Raw genomic sequence first — 15360 nt, 5'->3', positions numbered from 1 at the left:
CTGGAGGTACCGTGGCCGGTTCCCGTTTCCAGAGCTCCGGGCTGCGCGCCCTGCGGCCCGTGGCCTTCGGCGCGGACCCGAGCGGCGAGCGCATGGCACGCATCCGCAGATCCCCGCACTTCAAGGACGGCGTGTTCCAGAACCCCGGGGGCACCGCCCGGATCCGCCCGTCCGGGCCGACGCGGGACTTCGTGAAGCTCTACTTCGACAAGGACTCCCGGTCCCGGCGCGCCCCGAAGGACGCCGTCCCGGTGCACCCGACCACCCTGGCCGACCTCTCCCGTCCGCCGGCCACCGGGCTGCGCCTGACCTGGGCGGGCCACTCCAGCGTGCTCGCGGAGATCGACGGACACCGGGTTCTGTTCGACCCCGTGTGGGGTGAGCGCTGCTCACCGTTCCCCTTCGCCGGGCCCAGGCGGCTGCACCCCGTGCCGCTGCCGCTGGCCGCGCTCGGCCCGGTCGACGTCGTCGTGATCTCCCACGACCACTACGACCACCTGGACCTGCCCACGATCAAGGCGCTGGCCGGCACGGACACCCTGTTCGCCGTGCCCCTCGGTGTCGGCGCCCACCTGGAGCGCTGGGGCGTGTCCGCCGGGCGGCTGCGCGAGCTGGACTGGCACGAGACGGCGAAGGTCGGCGGGATCACCCTCACCGCCACCCCGGCCCGCCACTTCTGCGGCCGGGGCCTGCGCAACACCCAGCACACCCTGTGGGCCTCCTGGGTGGTCGCGGGCGAGAAGCACCGGATCCACCACAGCGGCGACACCGGCTACTTCGAGGGCTTCAAGGACATCGGAGCCGACCACGGCCCGTTCGACGCCACGATGATCCAGGTCGGCGCGTACTCGGACTTCTGGCCCGACATCCACATGACGCCCGAGGAAGGCGTCCGGGCGCATCTCGACCTCCAGGGCGGCGACGCGGCCGGCGTACTGCTGCCCATCCACTGGGGCACCTTCAACCTGGCGCCGCACGCGTGGGCGGAGCCGGGGGAGTGGATGAAGGACGCGGCCGAGGAGGCGGGTCAGGCGGTGGCGTTCCCGCGGCCGGGCGAGCCGTTCGAGCCGGCGGGGAAGCTCCCCGAGGAGGCGTGGTGGCGGGCGGTGTCCGGCCCGATCGCGCGTCCGTGGCGCCGTCCGCGGGGTGTTGAGGGTGTGGCCGAGACGAGCAGGGGTGATCTCGACCTCGCGGGCGAGCGGTGACGTCGGTCGGGGACGAGCTCGCAGAGGTGGCCCGGATGCCGAAGCGTCTCCCGGCTGAGGCGCGTGACGGTGTGGTCCGTGCCGTGGACGGGGCGCCCAGGGCGGAGCGGCAAACTCCTCCTCAGTGATTCAGGCCGTTGCCGTCCCTGGTAGGTCCGTCTCGTGTTGTGGTACGAACACACGTCGTGGAGCGCTGAGCTGCATCTGCGCATGGGGCCTGGCAGGGTGGCGTTTCCCGAAGCCGGACGCCGCACTCCGCCTCGCCACCGCGGTCCTCGCTGCCCGGCTCGACCGTGATGTCACCGCCTGTACCTGGTTTTGGCGTTTCGAGGACACAGGCGGCCACCGCGCTCCAGAATCCCTGCATGCGAGTGACTGTGGGGGTTGCGGGGGAAGGACGGCCGGAGGCGGAAGCCCTGTCGTTACGGGAAGCGCTACTCAGTGATCCGGGTCTGCGGTCGGTTCGGGTACAAGAACAGACGACCGGCGCGAAGCCCGGGGAGATGGGCTCGCTCGAGGAGGTCGTGCTCGTTCTTCTCGGTGCGGGCGGCGTAGGAACCATCCTGGTGCAATCGCTGTGCAACTGGCTGGCCGGTCGCCGGATGGGTGTGCGTCTGGTGATCACCAGGGGTGACTGCACCGTGGAGGTCGATGTCCCCAAGGCACGCGACCACCAGGAAGTCATCGCGCTCTGCCAAAGTTTTGGGTTGCCCGTGGGGCCGGACTCCGAAGGCGGGAACGACACGTGATGTGGCGACCTGATCCGAGCCGGTCCAGAGCCGTTCTGATCGGGACGTCGAACTTCGCCGAACCGACGCGGTGGCCACCTCTTCCGGCCGTCGAGTCGAACCTCGCAGACCTGCGGACGGCCCTGACGCATCCTCGGCTGTGGGGACTCGCCCAAGAGCACTGCGCGACGATCCTCAACGTCGCTGACGCGGGCGAAGTGGCCGAAGCGATCAATACGGCGGCGATGGACGCCGAGGACACACTTCTGGTCTACTACGCGGGCCACGGAGCCACGACCCACAACGAACTGCTGCTCACCCTGCTCTCCACGACATCGCTCAACATTTCGTTCCGGGCCTTGCGCTACAACTCGGTGAAGGACATCGTCCGCCAGCGCCGCGCCCGACACGCGGTGATCCTGCTCGACTGCTGCTTCAGCGGACTGGCTCACGCGATGGGCGACATCCCGTCGTTCCTCCAACAGCAGATGTCGACGACGAGTGCCTTCACCTTCACGTCCTCCGCCCGTGACTCCGTCTCTCTGTCTCCTCCGGGCGAACGGCATACCGCCTTCACCGGTGAGCTGCTCAAAGTGTTGAAGAAGGGCATCCCCGACGCCCCCGAGTGGCTGTCCCTCGGCTCGATCACCCACAGGGTCACCGAAGGCCTCCGCGGTCGCCGTATGCCCATCCCCGTGCACAGCCAGACCGGCCTGGCCGACCAACTGGCCCTCACCCGGAACATGTGGTTTCCGGTGGTGGCTCAGCGGCCGGATGCCACGCGCTCATCCACCGCGCCACGCGATCACATCCCCGGTACGACCCGTGTGCATCCTGATCCCATCGAGCCTCCGCCCGGGAAGCCCCGCCCTGATACACGCCGCACCCCCGCCGCTGCCAGAAAGCGTCCCTCCGTTTCCCGAGCGCGGTCCGGTCGGTCCGCGACCCCGGTCAGCATCGCGACCCTCGGCCACGTCGATCACGGCAAGACGACCCTCACGGCCGCCATCACCAAAGTGCTCCACAACGCGTACCCACGTCTGAACAAGACGGCGATCCCGTTCGCCGGCATCGACAATCCCCCCGAGGAGCGCCAGCGCGGTATCACCATCTCCATCGCCCATGTCGAGTATCGGACGGAGCAGCGTCAGTACGCGCATGCCGACTGCCCCGGTCACGCGGACTACATCAAGAACATGATCACGGGCGCGGTGCGTATGGACGGCGCCATCCTCGTGGTCGCCGCCACCGACGGCCCGATGCCGCAGACCGTGGAGCATGTACGTCTGGCCCGCCAGGTCGGCGTTCCGTACATCGTCGTCGCCCTGAACAAGGCCGACATGGTGGACGACGAGGAGATCCTGGAGCTCGTCGAGCTCGAGGTCCGTGAGCTGCTCTCCGAGTACGAGTTCCCGGGCGACGACCTGCCGGTCGTCAAGGTCTCCGCGCTGAAGGCCCTCGAGGGCGACAGGGAGTGGGGCAACACCGTCCTCGAGCTGATGAAGGCCGTGGACGAGTTCATCCCGCAGCCCGAGCACGACGTCGACAAGCCGTTCCTGATGCCGATCGAGGACGTCTTCACGATCACCGGTCGCGGTACGGTCGTCACCGGTCGTATCGAGCGTGGTGTCCTGAAGGTCAACGAGACCGTCGACATCGTGGGTATCAAGCAGGAGAAGACCACCACCACGGTCACCGGCATCGAGATGTTCCGCAAGCTGCTCGACGAGGGTCAGGCCGGTGAGAACGTCGGTCTGCTGCTCCGCGGCATCGAGCGGGGAGGCGTCGAGCGCGGCCAGGTTGTTGTCGAGCCGGGCTCGGTCACCCCGCGCACCGAGTTCGAGGCCCAGGCCTACATCCTGTCGAAGGACGAGGGTGGCCGTCACACCCCCTTCTTCAACAGCTACCGCCCGCAGTTCTACTTCCGTACGACGGACGTGACCGGCGTCGTGACCCTCCCCGAGGGCACCGAGATGGTCATGCCGGGTGACAACACCGAGATGAAGGTGGAGCTCATCCAGCCCGTCGCCATGGAGGAGGGCCTGAAGTTCGCCATCCGTGAGGGTGGCCGGACCGTGGGCGCCGGAGTGATCACCAGAATTATGTTCTGACGGCACGTCGCCGTGGCCGAACCGGCAAGATCCAGTCGTCCCGACCGGGACATCCGAGCACACTGGAAGAAGTGGTGACCCTCCCGGCCCGAGTGAAGGAGGGATCCGAATGCTGCAGCCCGGAGAGCCCGTCGCCGTTCCGTCGGACGCGTCCGACGCCCTGGATTCGCTGAGGGCGGCGTACGCGGGTGCGCTGCCGGCCGAAGCGGAGTTCGGCATCGGCCTGAAGCGGATCGGCGACACGTACGTGGAAGAACTCGCGCTGATCGTCTACATCCCGGACAAACTTCCGCCCACGCGGCTCCCCGCGGAAGCGGCGATCCCACCGACGTGGGAGGGATACGCGACGGATGTCGTCGAAAGCCGTCCGGAGCCGCTCGCGCTCCTCAACGACACGTCCTTCTCCGACGCGCCGCGAGGCGGCGTCACCATCGGGTGGGAGGATCCCTTCCAGGTGCACATCGGAACGCTGGGCTGTGTGGCACAGCGGCGCAGCGACGGAGCGAGGCGACTGCTCACCGCCAACCACGTGACCCCCGCTCCGGGGATCGGCGTGTTCCAGCCGCATCCCACGGCTCCGCAGTCCAAGCTCGTGGGCACCGTCGAGCTGCAGGGGACGGACTGGGACTGTGCCCTCCTCGAACCGGACCCGGGCAGAGCGACTCCCGATTGCAGTGTGCTCGACATAGGGGCCCTCACGGGCTCGTCCACCGCCCAGCCCGATGACCACCTCTTCAAAGCGGTCAGGAAGCGCGGTCGCGCGACGGGTTTCACGAGCGGCGTGGTCGTCGCCCGTATGAACCCCGGGCAGGTCGGGACCGAACGTCTCCGGGTGGACACCTTCCCCTTCGGAGGGCTCTTCCTGTGGCACGGCGACTCCGGCTCCGTCCTGGTCGACGCGAGTGACCAGGTCATCGGCCTGCTCGTGCAGGGTGACGAGATGCTGCCCGACAGCACCAGCACCAACCCGACCGCCGCGGTCGGCCTGGCCCTGCCGATCGTGCCGGTCCTCGACGAGCTCTCGATCGAGATCGGTGTGGACCCGCCCGTCGTCTCCGGGATCAACCCCGACTCCGCCCTGGGCGTGCTGGCGAACGGCGGCAAGGCCGTGATCAGAGGCTTCGGGTTCGACGCGGCGAGCACCGTCACCTTCAACGGGATCGACGCTCTGAGCGTGGTACCCGCCTCTCCCCACCTGCTGGTCGTCGTCCCGCCCGTCCTGCCGGTCCTCGGCAGTGTCCCCGTCGTCGTCACGAACGGGTTCGGTCAGCAGTCCTTGCCGGGGTCCCCGGCGACTTTCACCTACTGAGCCACGAGCCACCAAGACGTGAACCCCGGCACCGGCGCCGACGCCACGGAGCTGGATAATACGAGCATGCGGATCTCGGCCAGGGCGGACTATGCGGTGCGTGCCGCGCTGCAGCTCGCCGCCGCCCCGGAGGCCCGTCCGCTCACCACCGAGGCGATCGCCGCCGCCCAGGAGATCCCGCGCAAGTTCCTGGAGGGCATCCTCAACGACATGCGCCGGGGCGGTCTGGTGCTGAGCCAACGTGGTGCCAACGGCGGTTACCGGCTGGCCGCGCCGGCGGACGGCATCAGCATCGCGGACGTCGTCCGGGCTGTCGACGGTCCACTGGTGTCGGTGCAGGGGGTGCGCCCGCCCGACCTGTCGTACACCGGCCCGGCCACCGCCCTGCTCCCGCTGTGGATCGCCCTGCGCGCCAATGTGCGGCAGATCCTGGAGGGCGTGTCCCTCGCGGACGTCGTCTCCGGCCGGCTGCCCGACGGGGTCATGCGGCTGGCGGACACCCCCGCTGCCTGGACCAATCCGTAGCCGTCCCGTTCCCTGGGACGGACACGTCCGGTCGGTGGATGCTCCCTTGCCCCGGACCGGCCACTCCCACAGGATGATTCCCTACTAATCCAATAGGGAAATGGGGAGCCGTGGGTGAGGTGGAGGTGATCACCGCCGCCGGGGACTTCTGGCAGCGCGTCACCGACGAGGTCGCCGACGATCTCGCCGTGGACGCGATCGACCGCGAGCGGGCCGGCAAACCGCCCTTCGACGAGGTCGCGCGGCTGCGGGAGTCCGGACTGCCGGCCGTGCTCACCCCTCCCGCGCCGGACGGACGCGGAACGGGCTGGCACGACGCCTCCGCCATGGTCCGCCGCATCGCCGCCGCCGACGGCTCGATCGGTGAACTGCTCGGCCGCCACTACGTGTTGTCCTGGAGCGCCCGCTTCTTCGCCGCCCCGGAACACGCCGCCCGACTGGAGGCGCGCGCGGCACGGGAGCAGTGGCTCTGGGCGGGCGACATCGCCGCACCCCGGCCGCTTCCCCGCGGCGACCTGCCGGGTCCCACGCTCACCCCCGCCGACGGAGGCCACCTCGTCCTGGACGGGCACCGCGCCCTGCCCACCGCGGTCGACGAGGCCGACCGGCTGGTGCTCGACGCCGTCTGCTCCCTCACGCACGAGCCGGTCGTCGTGGTCGTGGACGCGCGGCATCCGCGAGTCGGCCGCGACCTGTCGCAGGACCGGCTCGGCCAACGGCTCACCGGTGCGGGCACCGTCCACTTCGACGGCGTAGCGGTCGACGCCGCCGACGTGCTGGGCCCCGTCGGCCGCGACGAGGACATGACCCCGCCCCACGCGGCGCTCGCCCCGCACGCGCTCGGTCTCATGCTGACCCAGGTCGCGCTGGGTGTGGCCGAGGGGGCTCTGGCGGAGGCCAGGGACCTCAGCCGCTCGGCGCGCCACGCCCGACCGCCGCGCGAGGACGACGCCGACCTCCTGGGGGTCTACGGGGAACTCGCCCTCGCCCTGCACACCGCCTCGGCGGTGGCCGACCGTGCGACGGCGGCCATGGCGGACGCCCTCGCGGCGGGGCGGGCGCTCGACCACGAGCGGCGCGCGGACACGGCCGCCCAGGTGGCGATGGCCGGCACGGTCGCCGCCAGGGCCGCCCTCCTCACCGGCGAGCGGGTGCGGGCGCTCACCGACGCGGACGGCGTCGACCGGTTCCTGCGCAACGTCCTGGCGCTGGTGGACCTGGGCCCCGCCGGTCCCGTCATGCGGACCATCGGCGACCACTACCTGAACGCCGTGCGAGGCGGCGTGCCCTCCCTGTCCCAGCCCGTTCGTGACGGTGAGTGATGTTCTGGCCGAAGGGCTGAGGGGTGCCGGCGGGCGCCGGGAGCGCCCGGCCCGTCGGCTCCGGACGGGATGAAGGCGCGACGGCCGGGTTGGGGCGGCCGGGAGCTCCTCGCTCCTCGCAGACCCGTGACGACCACTTGTGACCAGCCTCGATCGCTCTTTGTCCACTCCCGACCCCTCGCTCGTGAGGGTTATCGGTCTGTCGTACGAAGCCTCATACCAGAGCGCGATGCTGTCCGTATGAGTTTGTCAACTGCCCACCGCACATGATGCGGTGGCGACTACGGTGAGTGTCGGTCGGGCGGCACCGCGGCACCTCACGTCGTAGGGCGCTTCTGCGTCAAGGGGCCGTGTCCAACAGTCGGATCAGGGAGCGGGGACCGGTACGTGCAGCCACAAGGCGGACGAGGGAGCGGACGGGGCGAGGGGCCCCGAGGCCCGGGCCCGGCCGGTGCCCCGGGTCCGGCCGGAGCGCGGGGCACGGCCGGCACCACGGTCATGGCCCGCGAGCCGGACCGCGCCGACGCCCGGGCCCGCCGGACCGGTCCGGCCGCCCGAGCGGACCGCCGCGAGGGCGGGCGGCACGGCCGGCCCCCCTCGCGGACCGCTCCCGCGCTGCCCGAGACACCGCTACGGCCCCAGCTGCTGCGTCTCGCCGTGCTCCCGCCCGTGGCGGTGGCCCTCAGCGCCTGCGCGGCCGTGCTCTTCACCGTCCGCTCCACCGGGGTCCGGCCGAGCCTCACCCTGTGGGCCGTCCTCGGCGGCGCCACCTCGGTGACGTTCGCCGGCATCGTCATCGCCGCCGTGGCCGCCGACCGCGCCGCCCGGTCCGTGCACGACCGCATCGGCACGCTGCGCCGGAGCACCGCCCGGCGCGAGGCCGACCTGCGCACCCTCGTCGAGACACTGCGCCGCGGCGACGCCCCGCCCCCACGCGGACGGCGGGGCGGACCGGCCGACGCCCCCGACGACGACGCCGACTTCGACCTGCTCGCCGTCGACCTCTCCCGGGCGCACGACGGGGCCGTCGACGCCGTCGTGCAGGCGTCCCAGCTCTCCAGCCGGACCGGCAGCGAACAGAAGCTCGAGGTGTTCGTCAACCTCGCCCGGCGCCTGCAGTCCCTGGTGCACCGCGAGATCTCCATCCTCGACGAGCTGGAGAACGAGATGGAGGACCCCGACCTGCTCAAGGGGCTCTTCCACGTCGACCACCTCGCCACCCGCATCCGCCGCCACGCCGAGAACCTCGCCGTGCTCGGCGGGGCCGTCTCCCGGCGGCAGTGGAGCAACCCGGTCTCCATGACCGAGGTGCTGCGCTCGGCGATCGCCGAGGTCGAGCAGTACTCACGGGTCAAGCTCGTGCCGCCGATCGACGGCACCCTGCGCGGGCACGCCGTCGCCGACGTCATCCACCTGCTCGCCGAACTCGTCGAGAACGCCACGGTGTTCTCCGCCCCGCACACCCAGGTGCTGCTGCGGGCCAGCCTCGTCACCTCCGGGCTCGCCGTCGAGGTCGAGGACCGCGGACTCGGCATGCCCATCGGCGAGCAGGACCGGATGAACGCGCTGCTCACCGACCCCGACCAGGTACATGTCGCCAGCCTGCTGGCCGACGGCCGGATCGGTCTGTTCGTGGTCTCCCAGCTCGCCAAGCGGCACGGCATCCACGTCCGGCTCCAGAGCAACATCTACGGCGGGGTCCAGGCCGTGCTCGTGGTGCCGGGGGCACTGCTCGGCACGGAGCCGGGGGCCGCAGGCGGCGGACAGGGCGCGGCACCACAGCCGCACGACCACGGCACCGGTGCCGGCCCGACGGCCCGTCACATGCCCGCCGTACCCGTTCCCGTGGACGTACCACCGGCGGGCGGAGGGCCGGCGCCCGCGCCCGCGGCACCCCTCACCCCCGCCGTCCCACAGCCACGGCTCCTCACCCGGGCCCCGTCTCCCCCCGGCGACGCGCTCGCCCCGCCGCTGCCCCTGCGCGGTGCCCATGAGGCGCGCCCCCGTCCCGCCGGGGCCGTACCCGGCGGCCACCACGGCGACCGGGACGCCCTCACGGACCACGGGACCACGCCCCTCACTCCGCGCGGCGGCACGGTGCGCGGCACCATGGGCAAACCCGGGCTGCCCCGCCGCCGCGCCCAGGAGCACATCGCCCCGCAGCTACGCGACGGTCCCGCGCCCCGCCAGGACACCGAGTACGTCGCCGGGCACGACCCCAACCTGATGGCCGCCTTCCAACGCGGCGTCAGCCTCGCGGAGTTCCAGCAGGAGTCCCCCGCCGCACCGCGGCCTGCCGTACCCGCACCCCCCACCGGCCACCCCGCCCGGCACGACGGGAGCACGCCCGCCGGATGACCAGCACCACCACCCCCAGCGCTCCCGCAGACCTTCGTACCCCAAGGAGTCGATCCACCATGGCGAGCGATGCGCCGACCGTCCAGGTATCCGATCTCGACTGGCTGATGAGCGGCCTCGTGCAACGCGTACCGCACACCAGCAGCGCCGTACTGCTGTCCTGCGACGGGCTGGTGAAGTCCGTGCACGGCCTCGACCCGGACGCCGCCGACCACATGGCCGCCCTGGCCTCCGGCCTGTACTCCCTCGGCCGCAGCGCCGGCATCCGCTTCGGCGACGGCGGCGACGTCCGGCAGGTCGTCGTCGAGCTCGACTCGACCCTGCTGTTCGTCACCACCGCCGGCTCCGGCACCTGCCTCGCCGTCATGGCCGGCCGCGAGGCCGACGCGGCGGTGCTCGGCTACGAGATGGCGATGCTGGTCAAGTCCGTCCGCCCGTATCTGATGACCGCACCCCGGCAGCAGGGCGGCGTCGAGCCCCCGGCGATGAGGCATTGAGCGTGCAGGCGGCCGGTGACGGGCCGTGGCTCGACGACGCGGCCGGTCGGCTGGTGCGCCCCTTCACGGTCAGTAACGGACGTACCCGCCCCACCGTCGCACTCGACCTGCTGTCGCAGGTGAGAGCCACCGGAGCCACCCCCCTCGGTTACCTCGGCCCCGAGCACGCCCAGGTCCTCGACCTGTGCCGCGCCCCCGTCCCGGTCGCCGAGGTCTCCGCCCATCTCAGACTGCCGGTGGCCGTCACCAAGGTGCTGCTGGCGGACCTCGTCGAATGCGGGGCGCTGACCGACAAACCACCCGAGTTCCACCACAACCCGACGGACCGGGCCCTTCTGGAGGCAGTGCTCGATGGACTACGACGACAGCTCTGACCACGTCGACGGCGCGGACCACGGCGACGACCCGTTCCCCACCGCACTCAAGATCCTGGTGGCGGGCGGGTTCGGCGTGGGCAAGACGACCTTCGTCGGCGCGGTCAGCGAGATCGCGCCGCTCAGCACGGAGGAACTCCTCACCACGGTCGGCGCGGCCACCGACAACCTCGACGGCATCGAGAACAAGGTCGAGACGACCGTGGCCATGGACTTCGGCCGCATCACCCTCGACGCGGAACACGTGCTGTACCTGTTCGGCACTCCCGGCCAGGAACGGTTCTGGTTCATGTGGGACGAGCTCTGCGAGGGCGCGCTCGGCGCGGTCATCCTCGCCGACACCCGGCGCCTCGAGGAGTGCTTCGCGGCGGTCGACTTCTTCGAGCAGCGCGGTCTCGGATTCATCGTCGCCGTCAACGAGTTCGACGGTGCCTTCCGCTACGACCCCGGGGAGGTGCGTGCCGCCCTCGACCTCCCCGCGGAGATCCCCGTCGTCTGCTGCGACGCCCGTATCTCCAGCTCCAGCGTCCAGACCCTGCTGACCCTGGTCCGCCACCTCATCGCCCACGCCCCGGCCGCCGCGACCGGGTATGGCGCCCACATGTGATCCCCGCACACCCTCGGAGCCCCTATATGACCTTCACCCACAACCTGGGAGCCCGCCCATGAGCTACGACCCGCCCCGCCCGGCAGGTCGTCTGCTGCTCACCCCCGAGGACGGCCAAGCGCCGGAGCGCGCCCGCAGGCTGCGCCGGCTGGGTCTGGGGGAGCACCCCGAGCCCGCGCTCGACGCCTTCGCGTACGGCCTCGCCGAGCTCACCGGAGCGCCGTACGCCATGGTCAACCTGCCCGGTGAGGAGGGGCAGTTCTTCGCGGGCCTGCACACCCCGCCCGTCGCACCGGTCGTGCGGGGCGACGGCACCGGCGCCCTGCTGGGCCGGGTGCTGCCCCGCGACCACGGCTTCTGCCCCCATGTGGTGGCCCGGCGCAAGGCGCTGGTCCTGGAGGACGTGAGCGACTATCCCCGCTTCGCGGGCAACCCGGTGGTGGACGAGTTCGGCATCCGCTCCTATATGGGCGCACCACTTATCGACAGCACCGGCATGGTGCTGGGCACGGTGTCGGTCACCGACATCCAGCCACGTGCCTGGGGACAGCCGGGGCTCGCCGCCATCAAGGCGCAGGCCACGGACCTCGTCGTACGGCTGGAGCGCCGGGAGGGCGACGGGCTGCCCCTGTGAGTGCGGGCGGTACGGCCGGACGGGTGATGGTGTGAAGCAAAGCTGTGGCCGCGCTTAAGAAATCCTCGATGGACCGGTGAGGGTGTCGTACGGCAGATTGCAGTGCGATTCCACTCCTCCTCCCGGACCGGGGCCGCTTCGGCGTGCCCGGGGACCGGGACTCACCCTCAGGAGCCGTAGCGTTGAAGGCGCTGGTCAAGGAGAAGGCGGAGCCCGGGCTGTGGCTCGCGGACGTCCCGGAGCCCGCCGTCGGACCCGGCGACGTGCTGATCAAGGTGCTGCGCACCGGTATCTGCGGCACCGACCTGCACATCCGGTCCTGGGACGGCTGGGCCCGGCAGACGATCAGCACCCCGCTGGTCCTCGGGCACGAATTCGTCGGTGAGGTCGTGGAGACCGGCCGGGACGTCACCGACATCAGGAGCGGTGACCGGGTCAGCGGCGAGGGCCACCTGGTGTGCGGCAAGTGCCGCAACTGCCTGGCCGGACGCCGCCACCTGTGCCGGGCCACGGTCGGCCTCGGCGTCGGACGCGACGGCGCCTTCGCCGAGTACGTCGTGCTCCCCGCCACCAACGTCTGGGTGCACCGGGTCCCCGTCGACCTCGACGTCGCGGCGATCTTCGACCCGTTCGGCAACGCCGTGCACACCGCGCTGTCCTTCCCACTGGTCGGTGAGGACGTCCTGATCACCGGTGCCGGCCCGATCGGACTGATGGCGGCCGCCGTGGCCCGGCACGCCGGCGCGCGCAACGTCGTGATCACCGACGTCAGCGAGGAGCGTCTGGAGCTCGCCCGCAAGATCGGCGCGACCCTGGCCCTGAACGTGGCGGAGTCCACCATCGCCGACGGGCAGCAGACCCTCGGACTGCGCGAGGGCTTCGACATCGGCCTGGAGATGTCCGGCCGCCCCGAGGCCGTGCGGGACATGATCGACAACATGACGCACGGTGGCCGGATCGCGATGCTCGGCCTGCCCGCCGAGGAGTTCCCGGTCGACTGGTCCCGGATCGTCACGTCGATGATCACCATCAAGGGCATCTACGGCCGTGAGATGTTCGAGACCTGGTACGCCATGTCGGTCCTGCTGGAGGGCGGCCTGGACCTCGCCCCGGTGATCACCGGCCGCTACTCCCACCGCGACTTCGAGGCCGCCTTCGAGGACGCGGCCGCCGGCAGGGGCGGCAAGGTCATCCTCGACTGGACCGCGTAAGCCATCTGCCTCCCTAGGAGCTTTTCGAATGTTCGACTCCGTGCGCGACGACCTGCGCGCCACCCTCGACGAGATCCGTGCCGCCGGACTGCACAAGCCCGAGCGCGTCATCGGCACCCCGCAGTCCGCCACCGTGAACGTCACCGCAGGCGGCCGTCCCGGTGAGGTCCTCAACTTCTGCGCCAACAACTACCTCGGCCTCGCCGACCACCCCGAGGTGGTCGCCGCCGCCCACGAGGCCCTGGACCGCTGGGGCTACGGCATGGCGTCCGTGCGCTTCATCTGCGGCACCCAGGAGGTGCACAAGGAGCTGGAGGCGCGGCTGTCGGCGTTCCTCGGCCAGGAGGACACGATCCTCTACTCCTCCTGCTTCGACGCCAACGGCGGTGTGTTCGAGACGCTGCTCGGACCCGAGGACGCGGTGATCTCCGACGCGCTGAACCACGCGTCGATCATCGACGGCATCAGGCTGTCCAAGGCCCGCCGCTTCCGCTACGCCAACCGCGACATGGCCGACCTGGAACGTCAGCTCAAGGAAGCCGCGGAGGGCGGTGCGCGCCGCACGCTGATCGTCACCGACGGCGTCTTCTCCATGGACGGCTACGTGGCCCCGCTGGACGAGATCTGCGACCTCGCCGACCGGCACGGCGCCATGGTCATGGTCGACGACTCGCACGCCGTCGGCTTCGTCGGTCCCGGCGGACGCGGCACGCCCGAGCTGCACGGCGTCATGGACCGCGTCGACATCGTCACCGGCACCCTCGGCAAGGCGCTCGGCGGCGCGTCCGGCGGCTATGTCGCCGCCCGCGCGGAGATCGTCGCCCTGCTGCGCCAGCGCTCCCGCCCGTACCTGTTCTCCAACACCCTCGCCCCGGTGATCGCCGCCGCCTCCCTGAAGGTCCTGGACCTGCTGGAGTCGGCCGACGACCTGCGCGTCCGGCTCGCCGAGAACACCGCCCTGTTCCGCCGGCGGATGACCGAGGAGGGCTTCGACATCCTCCCCGGCGACCACGCCATCGCCCCCGTGATGATCGGCGACGCCTCCCGTGCGGGCCGCATGGCGGAGCTGCTGCTGGAACGCGGGGTGTACGTGATCGGCTTCTCCTACCCGGTGGTGCCGCAGGACCGGGCCCGCATCCGCGTCCAGCTGTCGGCCGCGCACTCCACCGAGGACGTCGACCGCGCGGTGGACGCCTTCGTGGCGGCCCGTGCGGAGCTCGACGCCTGAGCGGAGCACACCGAGCGATTTGAGACAATCGCATTCATGATCGAGGCGCGGCGGCTCCACATACTCCGTGCGGTGGCGGACCACCGCACGGTCACGGCGGCGGCCGCCGCGCTGTACCTGACCCCTTCCGCCGTCTCCCAGCAGCTCGCCGCCCTGGAACAGGAGACCGGCCACCGTCTCGTCGAGCGCGGCGCCAAGGGCGTACGGCTCACCCCGGCCGGCGAGATCCTGCTCGGCCACACCAACGTCGTCCTCGCCCAGCTGGAACGGGCCGAGGCCGAACTGGCCGCCTACGGCTCGGGGGAGGCCGGCACGGTCACGGTCGCCGCCTTCGCCACCGGCATCGCCCAGGTCGTCGCGCCCGCGGTGGCCCGCCTCGCCGGGTCGGCGCCCGGCATCCGCATCCGGGTCCAGGACGCCGAAGGGGACGCCAGCCTGCTGATGGTCCTCGACCGGCAGGTCGACGTCGCCGTGGCGGTCGAGTACCGCGGGGCGCCCTCCGCCGACGACCCGCGGCTGGCCCACATGCCGTTGTACGCGGAGCCCTTCGACGCGGTCGTCCCGGTCACCCACCGACTGGCCGACACCGCCGAGGTGCCGCTCGCCGAGCTGGCCAAGGACCCGTGGATCGGCCCGTACCCCGGCAACCCGTGCCACGACGTGGTCGTGCTGGCCTGCGAGAGCGCCGGGTTCCAGCCCCGCCTGGAGCACTCCTCGGACGACTTCCGCGCGGTGGTCGCCCTCGCCTCGGCGGACGTCGGCGTCGCCCTGGTGCCCCGCTCGGCCCTGCGCGGCATGGACCTCACGGGCGTGGTCGTCCGCCCGGTCGACGGGGTGGCCCCGACCCGCCGCGTCTTCGCCGCCGTACGCCGCGGCGCCGAGGAACACCCACTGATCCACCCGGTCCTGGACGCCCTCCGCGCGGCGGCCGGGGAGGCGTAGGCCGACGTCCCGGCGACCGGACGCCGGCAGCGTCGACTTCACCCACGTCCTGGACGAGCAGGCCGTGCACGCCGCCGCACTCGTGGCGGCGGCCGAGGCCAAGGGCGCACCCGACCACGAGTGGTTCCACGCCGAGTGCACTCCCGGCCCTGCAACCGCGAAGGGCGCGGCCGGCCCGACGGCCTACCCGCACGGCGCCCACGCCGTCCACGGACTCCTCCCGCCGCCGGCGGGAGGAGTCCGTGGACGAGGTGCTCGCCCGACGAGCGCGCGACCCGCCGGGGGAGTCGTCCACCGCAGACCGCCCCG

The 15360-nt window shown here is 71.6% G+C and carries 14 protein-coding genes and 1 pseudogene; all 15 read left to right on the top strand.

Translation table 11 applies throughout. The annotated features are described in order from the left end of the window. The first annotated feature begins 11 nt into the window (after positions 1–11). The 15 genes and pseudogenes from ACH4VX_RS05990 (at position 12) to ACH4VX_RS05920 (ending at position 15051) form a co-directional block, all read left to right on the top strand. Positions 12–1205 carry an MBL fold metallo-hydrolase gene (locus ACH4VX_RS05990; RefSeq protein WP_398366110.1) on the top strand — a complete coding sequence of 398 codons (1194 nt, stop codon included), beginning with the start codon at positions 12–14 and terminating at the stop codon, positions 1203–1205. A gap of 365 nt (positions 1206–1570) precedes the next feature. Next, on the top strand, positions 1571–1954 hold the full coding sequence (locus ACH4VX_RS05985) for a hypothetical protein (protein ID WP_398366109.1): 384 nt from the start codon (positions 1571–1573) through the stop codon (positions 1952–1954). Continuing rightward, positions 1954–2628, top strand: a pseudogene (locus ACH4VX_RS05980) (caspase domain-containing protein); the annotation flags it as partial. The gene ACH4VX_RS05985 and the pseudogene ACH4VX_RS05980, both read left to right, overlap by 1 nt. Positions 2629–2889: 261 nt before the next feature. Beyond that, a complete protein-coding gene (gene tuf, locus ACH4VX_RS05975; protein ID WP_398366308.1) occupies positions 2890–4044 on the top strand; it encodes an elongation factor Tu in 1155 nt (384 codons plus the stop codon). A 109-nt stretch (positions 4045–4153) separates the two neighbouring features. Next, positions 4154–5353, top strand: a complete 1200-nt coding sequence (locus ACH4VX_RS05970; RefSeq protein ID WP_398366108.1) for an IPT/TIG domain-containing protein — start codon at positions 4154–4156, stop codon at positions 5351–5353. 66 nt (positions 5354–5419) lie between these two features. After that, entirely contained in the window at positions 5420–5878 is a 459-nt protein-coding gene (locus tag ACH4VX_RS05965) for an RrF2 family transcriptional regulator (RefSeq protein ID WP_398366307.1), read from the top strand. Between the two features lie 110 nt (positions 5879–5988). Then, a complete protein-coding gene (locus ACH4VX_RS05960; RefSeq protein WP_398366107.1) occupies positions 5989–7200 on the top strand; it encodes an acyl-CoA dehydrogenase in 1212 nt (403 codons plus the stop codon). Positions 7201–7698: 498 nt separating this feature from the next. Continuing rightward, a complete protein-coding gene (locus tag ACH4VX_RS05955) occupies positions 7699–9558 on the top strand; it encodes a sensor histidine kinase (RefSeq protein WP_398366106.1) in 1860 nt (619 codons plus the stop codon). A 59-nt stretch (positions 9559–9617) separates the two neighbouring features. Further along, positions 9618–10055 carry a roadblock/LC7 domain-containing protein gene (locus tag ACH4VX_RS05950; RefSeq protein ID WP_398366105.1) on the top strand — a complete coding sequence of 146 codons (438 nt, stop codon included), beginning with the start codon at positions 9618–9620 and terminating at the stop codon, positions 10053–10055. Positions 10056–10057: 2 nt separating this feature from the next. Further along, positions 10058–10429: a DUF742 domain-containing protein gene (locus ACH4VX_RS05945; protein WP_398366306.1), complete on the top strand. Its 372-nt coding sequence runs from the start codon at positions 10058–10060 to the stop codon at positions 10427–10429. Then, on the top strand, positions 10407–11036 hold the full coding sequence (locus ACH4VX_RS05940) for a GTP-binding protein (RefSeq protein WP_398366104.1): 630 nt from the start codon (positions 10407–10409) through the stop codon (positions 11034–11036). The genes ACH4VX_RS05945 and ACH4VX_RS05940 overlap by 23 nt, the downstream gene beginning before the upstream one ends. Before the next feature lie 58 nt (positions 11037–11094). Next, a complete protein-coding gene (locus ACH4VX_RS05935) occupies positions 11095–11670 on the top strand; it encodes a GAF domain-containing protein (RefSeq protein WP_398366103.1) in 576 nt (191 codons plus the stop codon). Positions 11671–11852: 182 nt separating this feature from the next. Beyond that, complete coding sequence (tdh, locus tag ACH4VX_RS05930) at positions 11853–12881, top strand: L-threonine 3-dehydrogenase (RefSeq protein WP_398366102.1); 1029 nt, start codon at positions 11853–11855, stop codon at positions 12879–12881. A 28-nt stretch (positions 12882–12909) separates the two neighbouring features. Further along, a complete protein-coding gene (locus tag ACH4VX_RS05925) occupies positions 12910–14109 on the top strand; it encodes a glycine C-acetyltransferase (protein WP_398366101.1) in 1200 nt (399 codons plus the stop codon). A 36-nt stretch (positions 14110–14145) separates the two neighbouring features. Further along, positions 14146–15051, top strand: a complete 906-nt coding sequence (locus tag ACH4VX_RS05920) for a LysR family transcriptional regulator (protein WP_398366100.1) — start codon at positions 14146–14148, stop codon at positions 15049–15051. Positions 15052–15360: the final 309 nt, after the last annotated feature.

It is taken from the genome of Streptomyces sp. NPDC020731 (assembly GCF_044334705.1).
Taxonomy (GTDB): domain Bacteria; phylum Actinomycetota; class Actinomycetes; order Streptomycetales; family Streptomycetaceae; genus Streptomyces.
Note: the sequence above shows the minus strand (reverse complement) of the source record. Positions and strands in the feature narration are given on the sequence as shown.

Bases quoted from the DNA above. Each gene is read 5' to 3' on its own strand.
- ACH4VX_RS05985 (WP_398366109.1), top strand. From the start codon at position 1,571: ATGCGAGTGACTGTGGGGGTTGCGGGGGAAGGACGGCCGGAGGCGGAA.
- ACH4VX_RS05970 (WP_398366108.1), top strand. From the start codon at position 4,154: ATGCTGCAGCCCGGAGAGCCCGTCGCCGTTCCGTCGGACGCGTCCGAC.
- ACH4VX_RS05965 (WP_398366307.1), top strand. From the start codon at position 5,420: ATGCGGATCTCGGCCAGGGCGGACTATGCGGTGCGTGCCGCGCTGCAG.
- ACH4VX_RS05955 (WP_398366106.1), top strand. From the start codon at position 7,699: ATGGCCCGCGAGCCGGACCGCGCCGACGCCCGGGCCCGCCGGACCGGT.
- ACH4VX_RS05950 (WP_398366105.1), top strand. From the start codon at position 9,618: ATGGCGAGCGATGCGCCGACCGTCCAGGTATCCGATCTCGACTGGCTG.
- ACH4VX_RS05940 (WP_398366104.1), top strand. From the start codon at position 10,407: ATGGACTACGACGACAGCTCTGACCACGTCGACGGCGCGGACCACGGC.
- ACH4VX_RS05935 (WP_398366103.1), top strand. From the start codon at position 11,095: ATGAGCTACGACCCGCCCCGCCCGGCAGGTCGTCTGCTGCTCACCCCC.
- ACH4VX_RS05925 (WP_398366101.1), top strand. From the start codon at position 12,910: ATGTTCGACTCCGTGCGCGACGACCTGCGCGCCACCCTCGACGAGATC.
- ACH4VX_RS05920 (WP_398366100.1), top strand. From the start codon at position 14,146: ATGATCGAGGCGCGGCGGCTCCACATACTCCGTGCGGTGGCGGACCAC.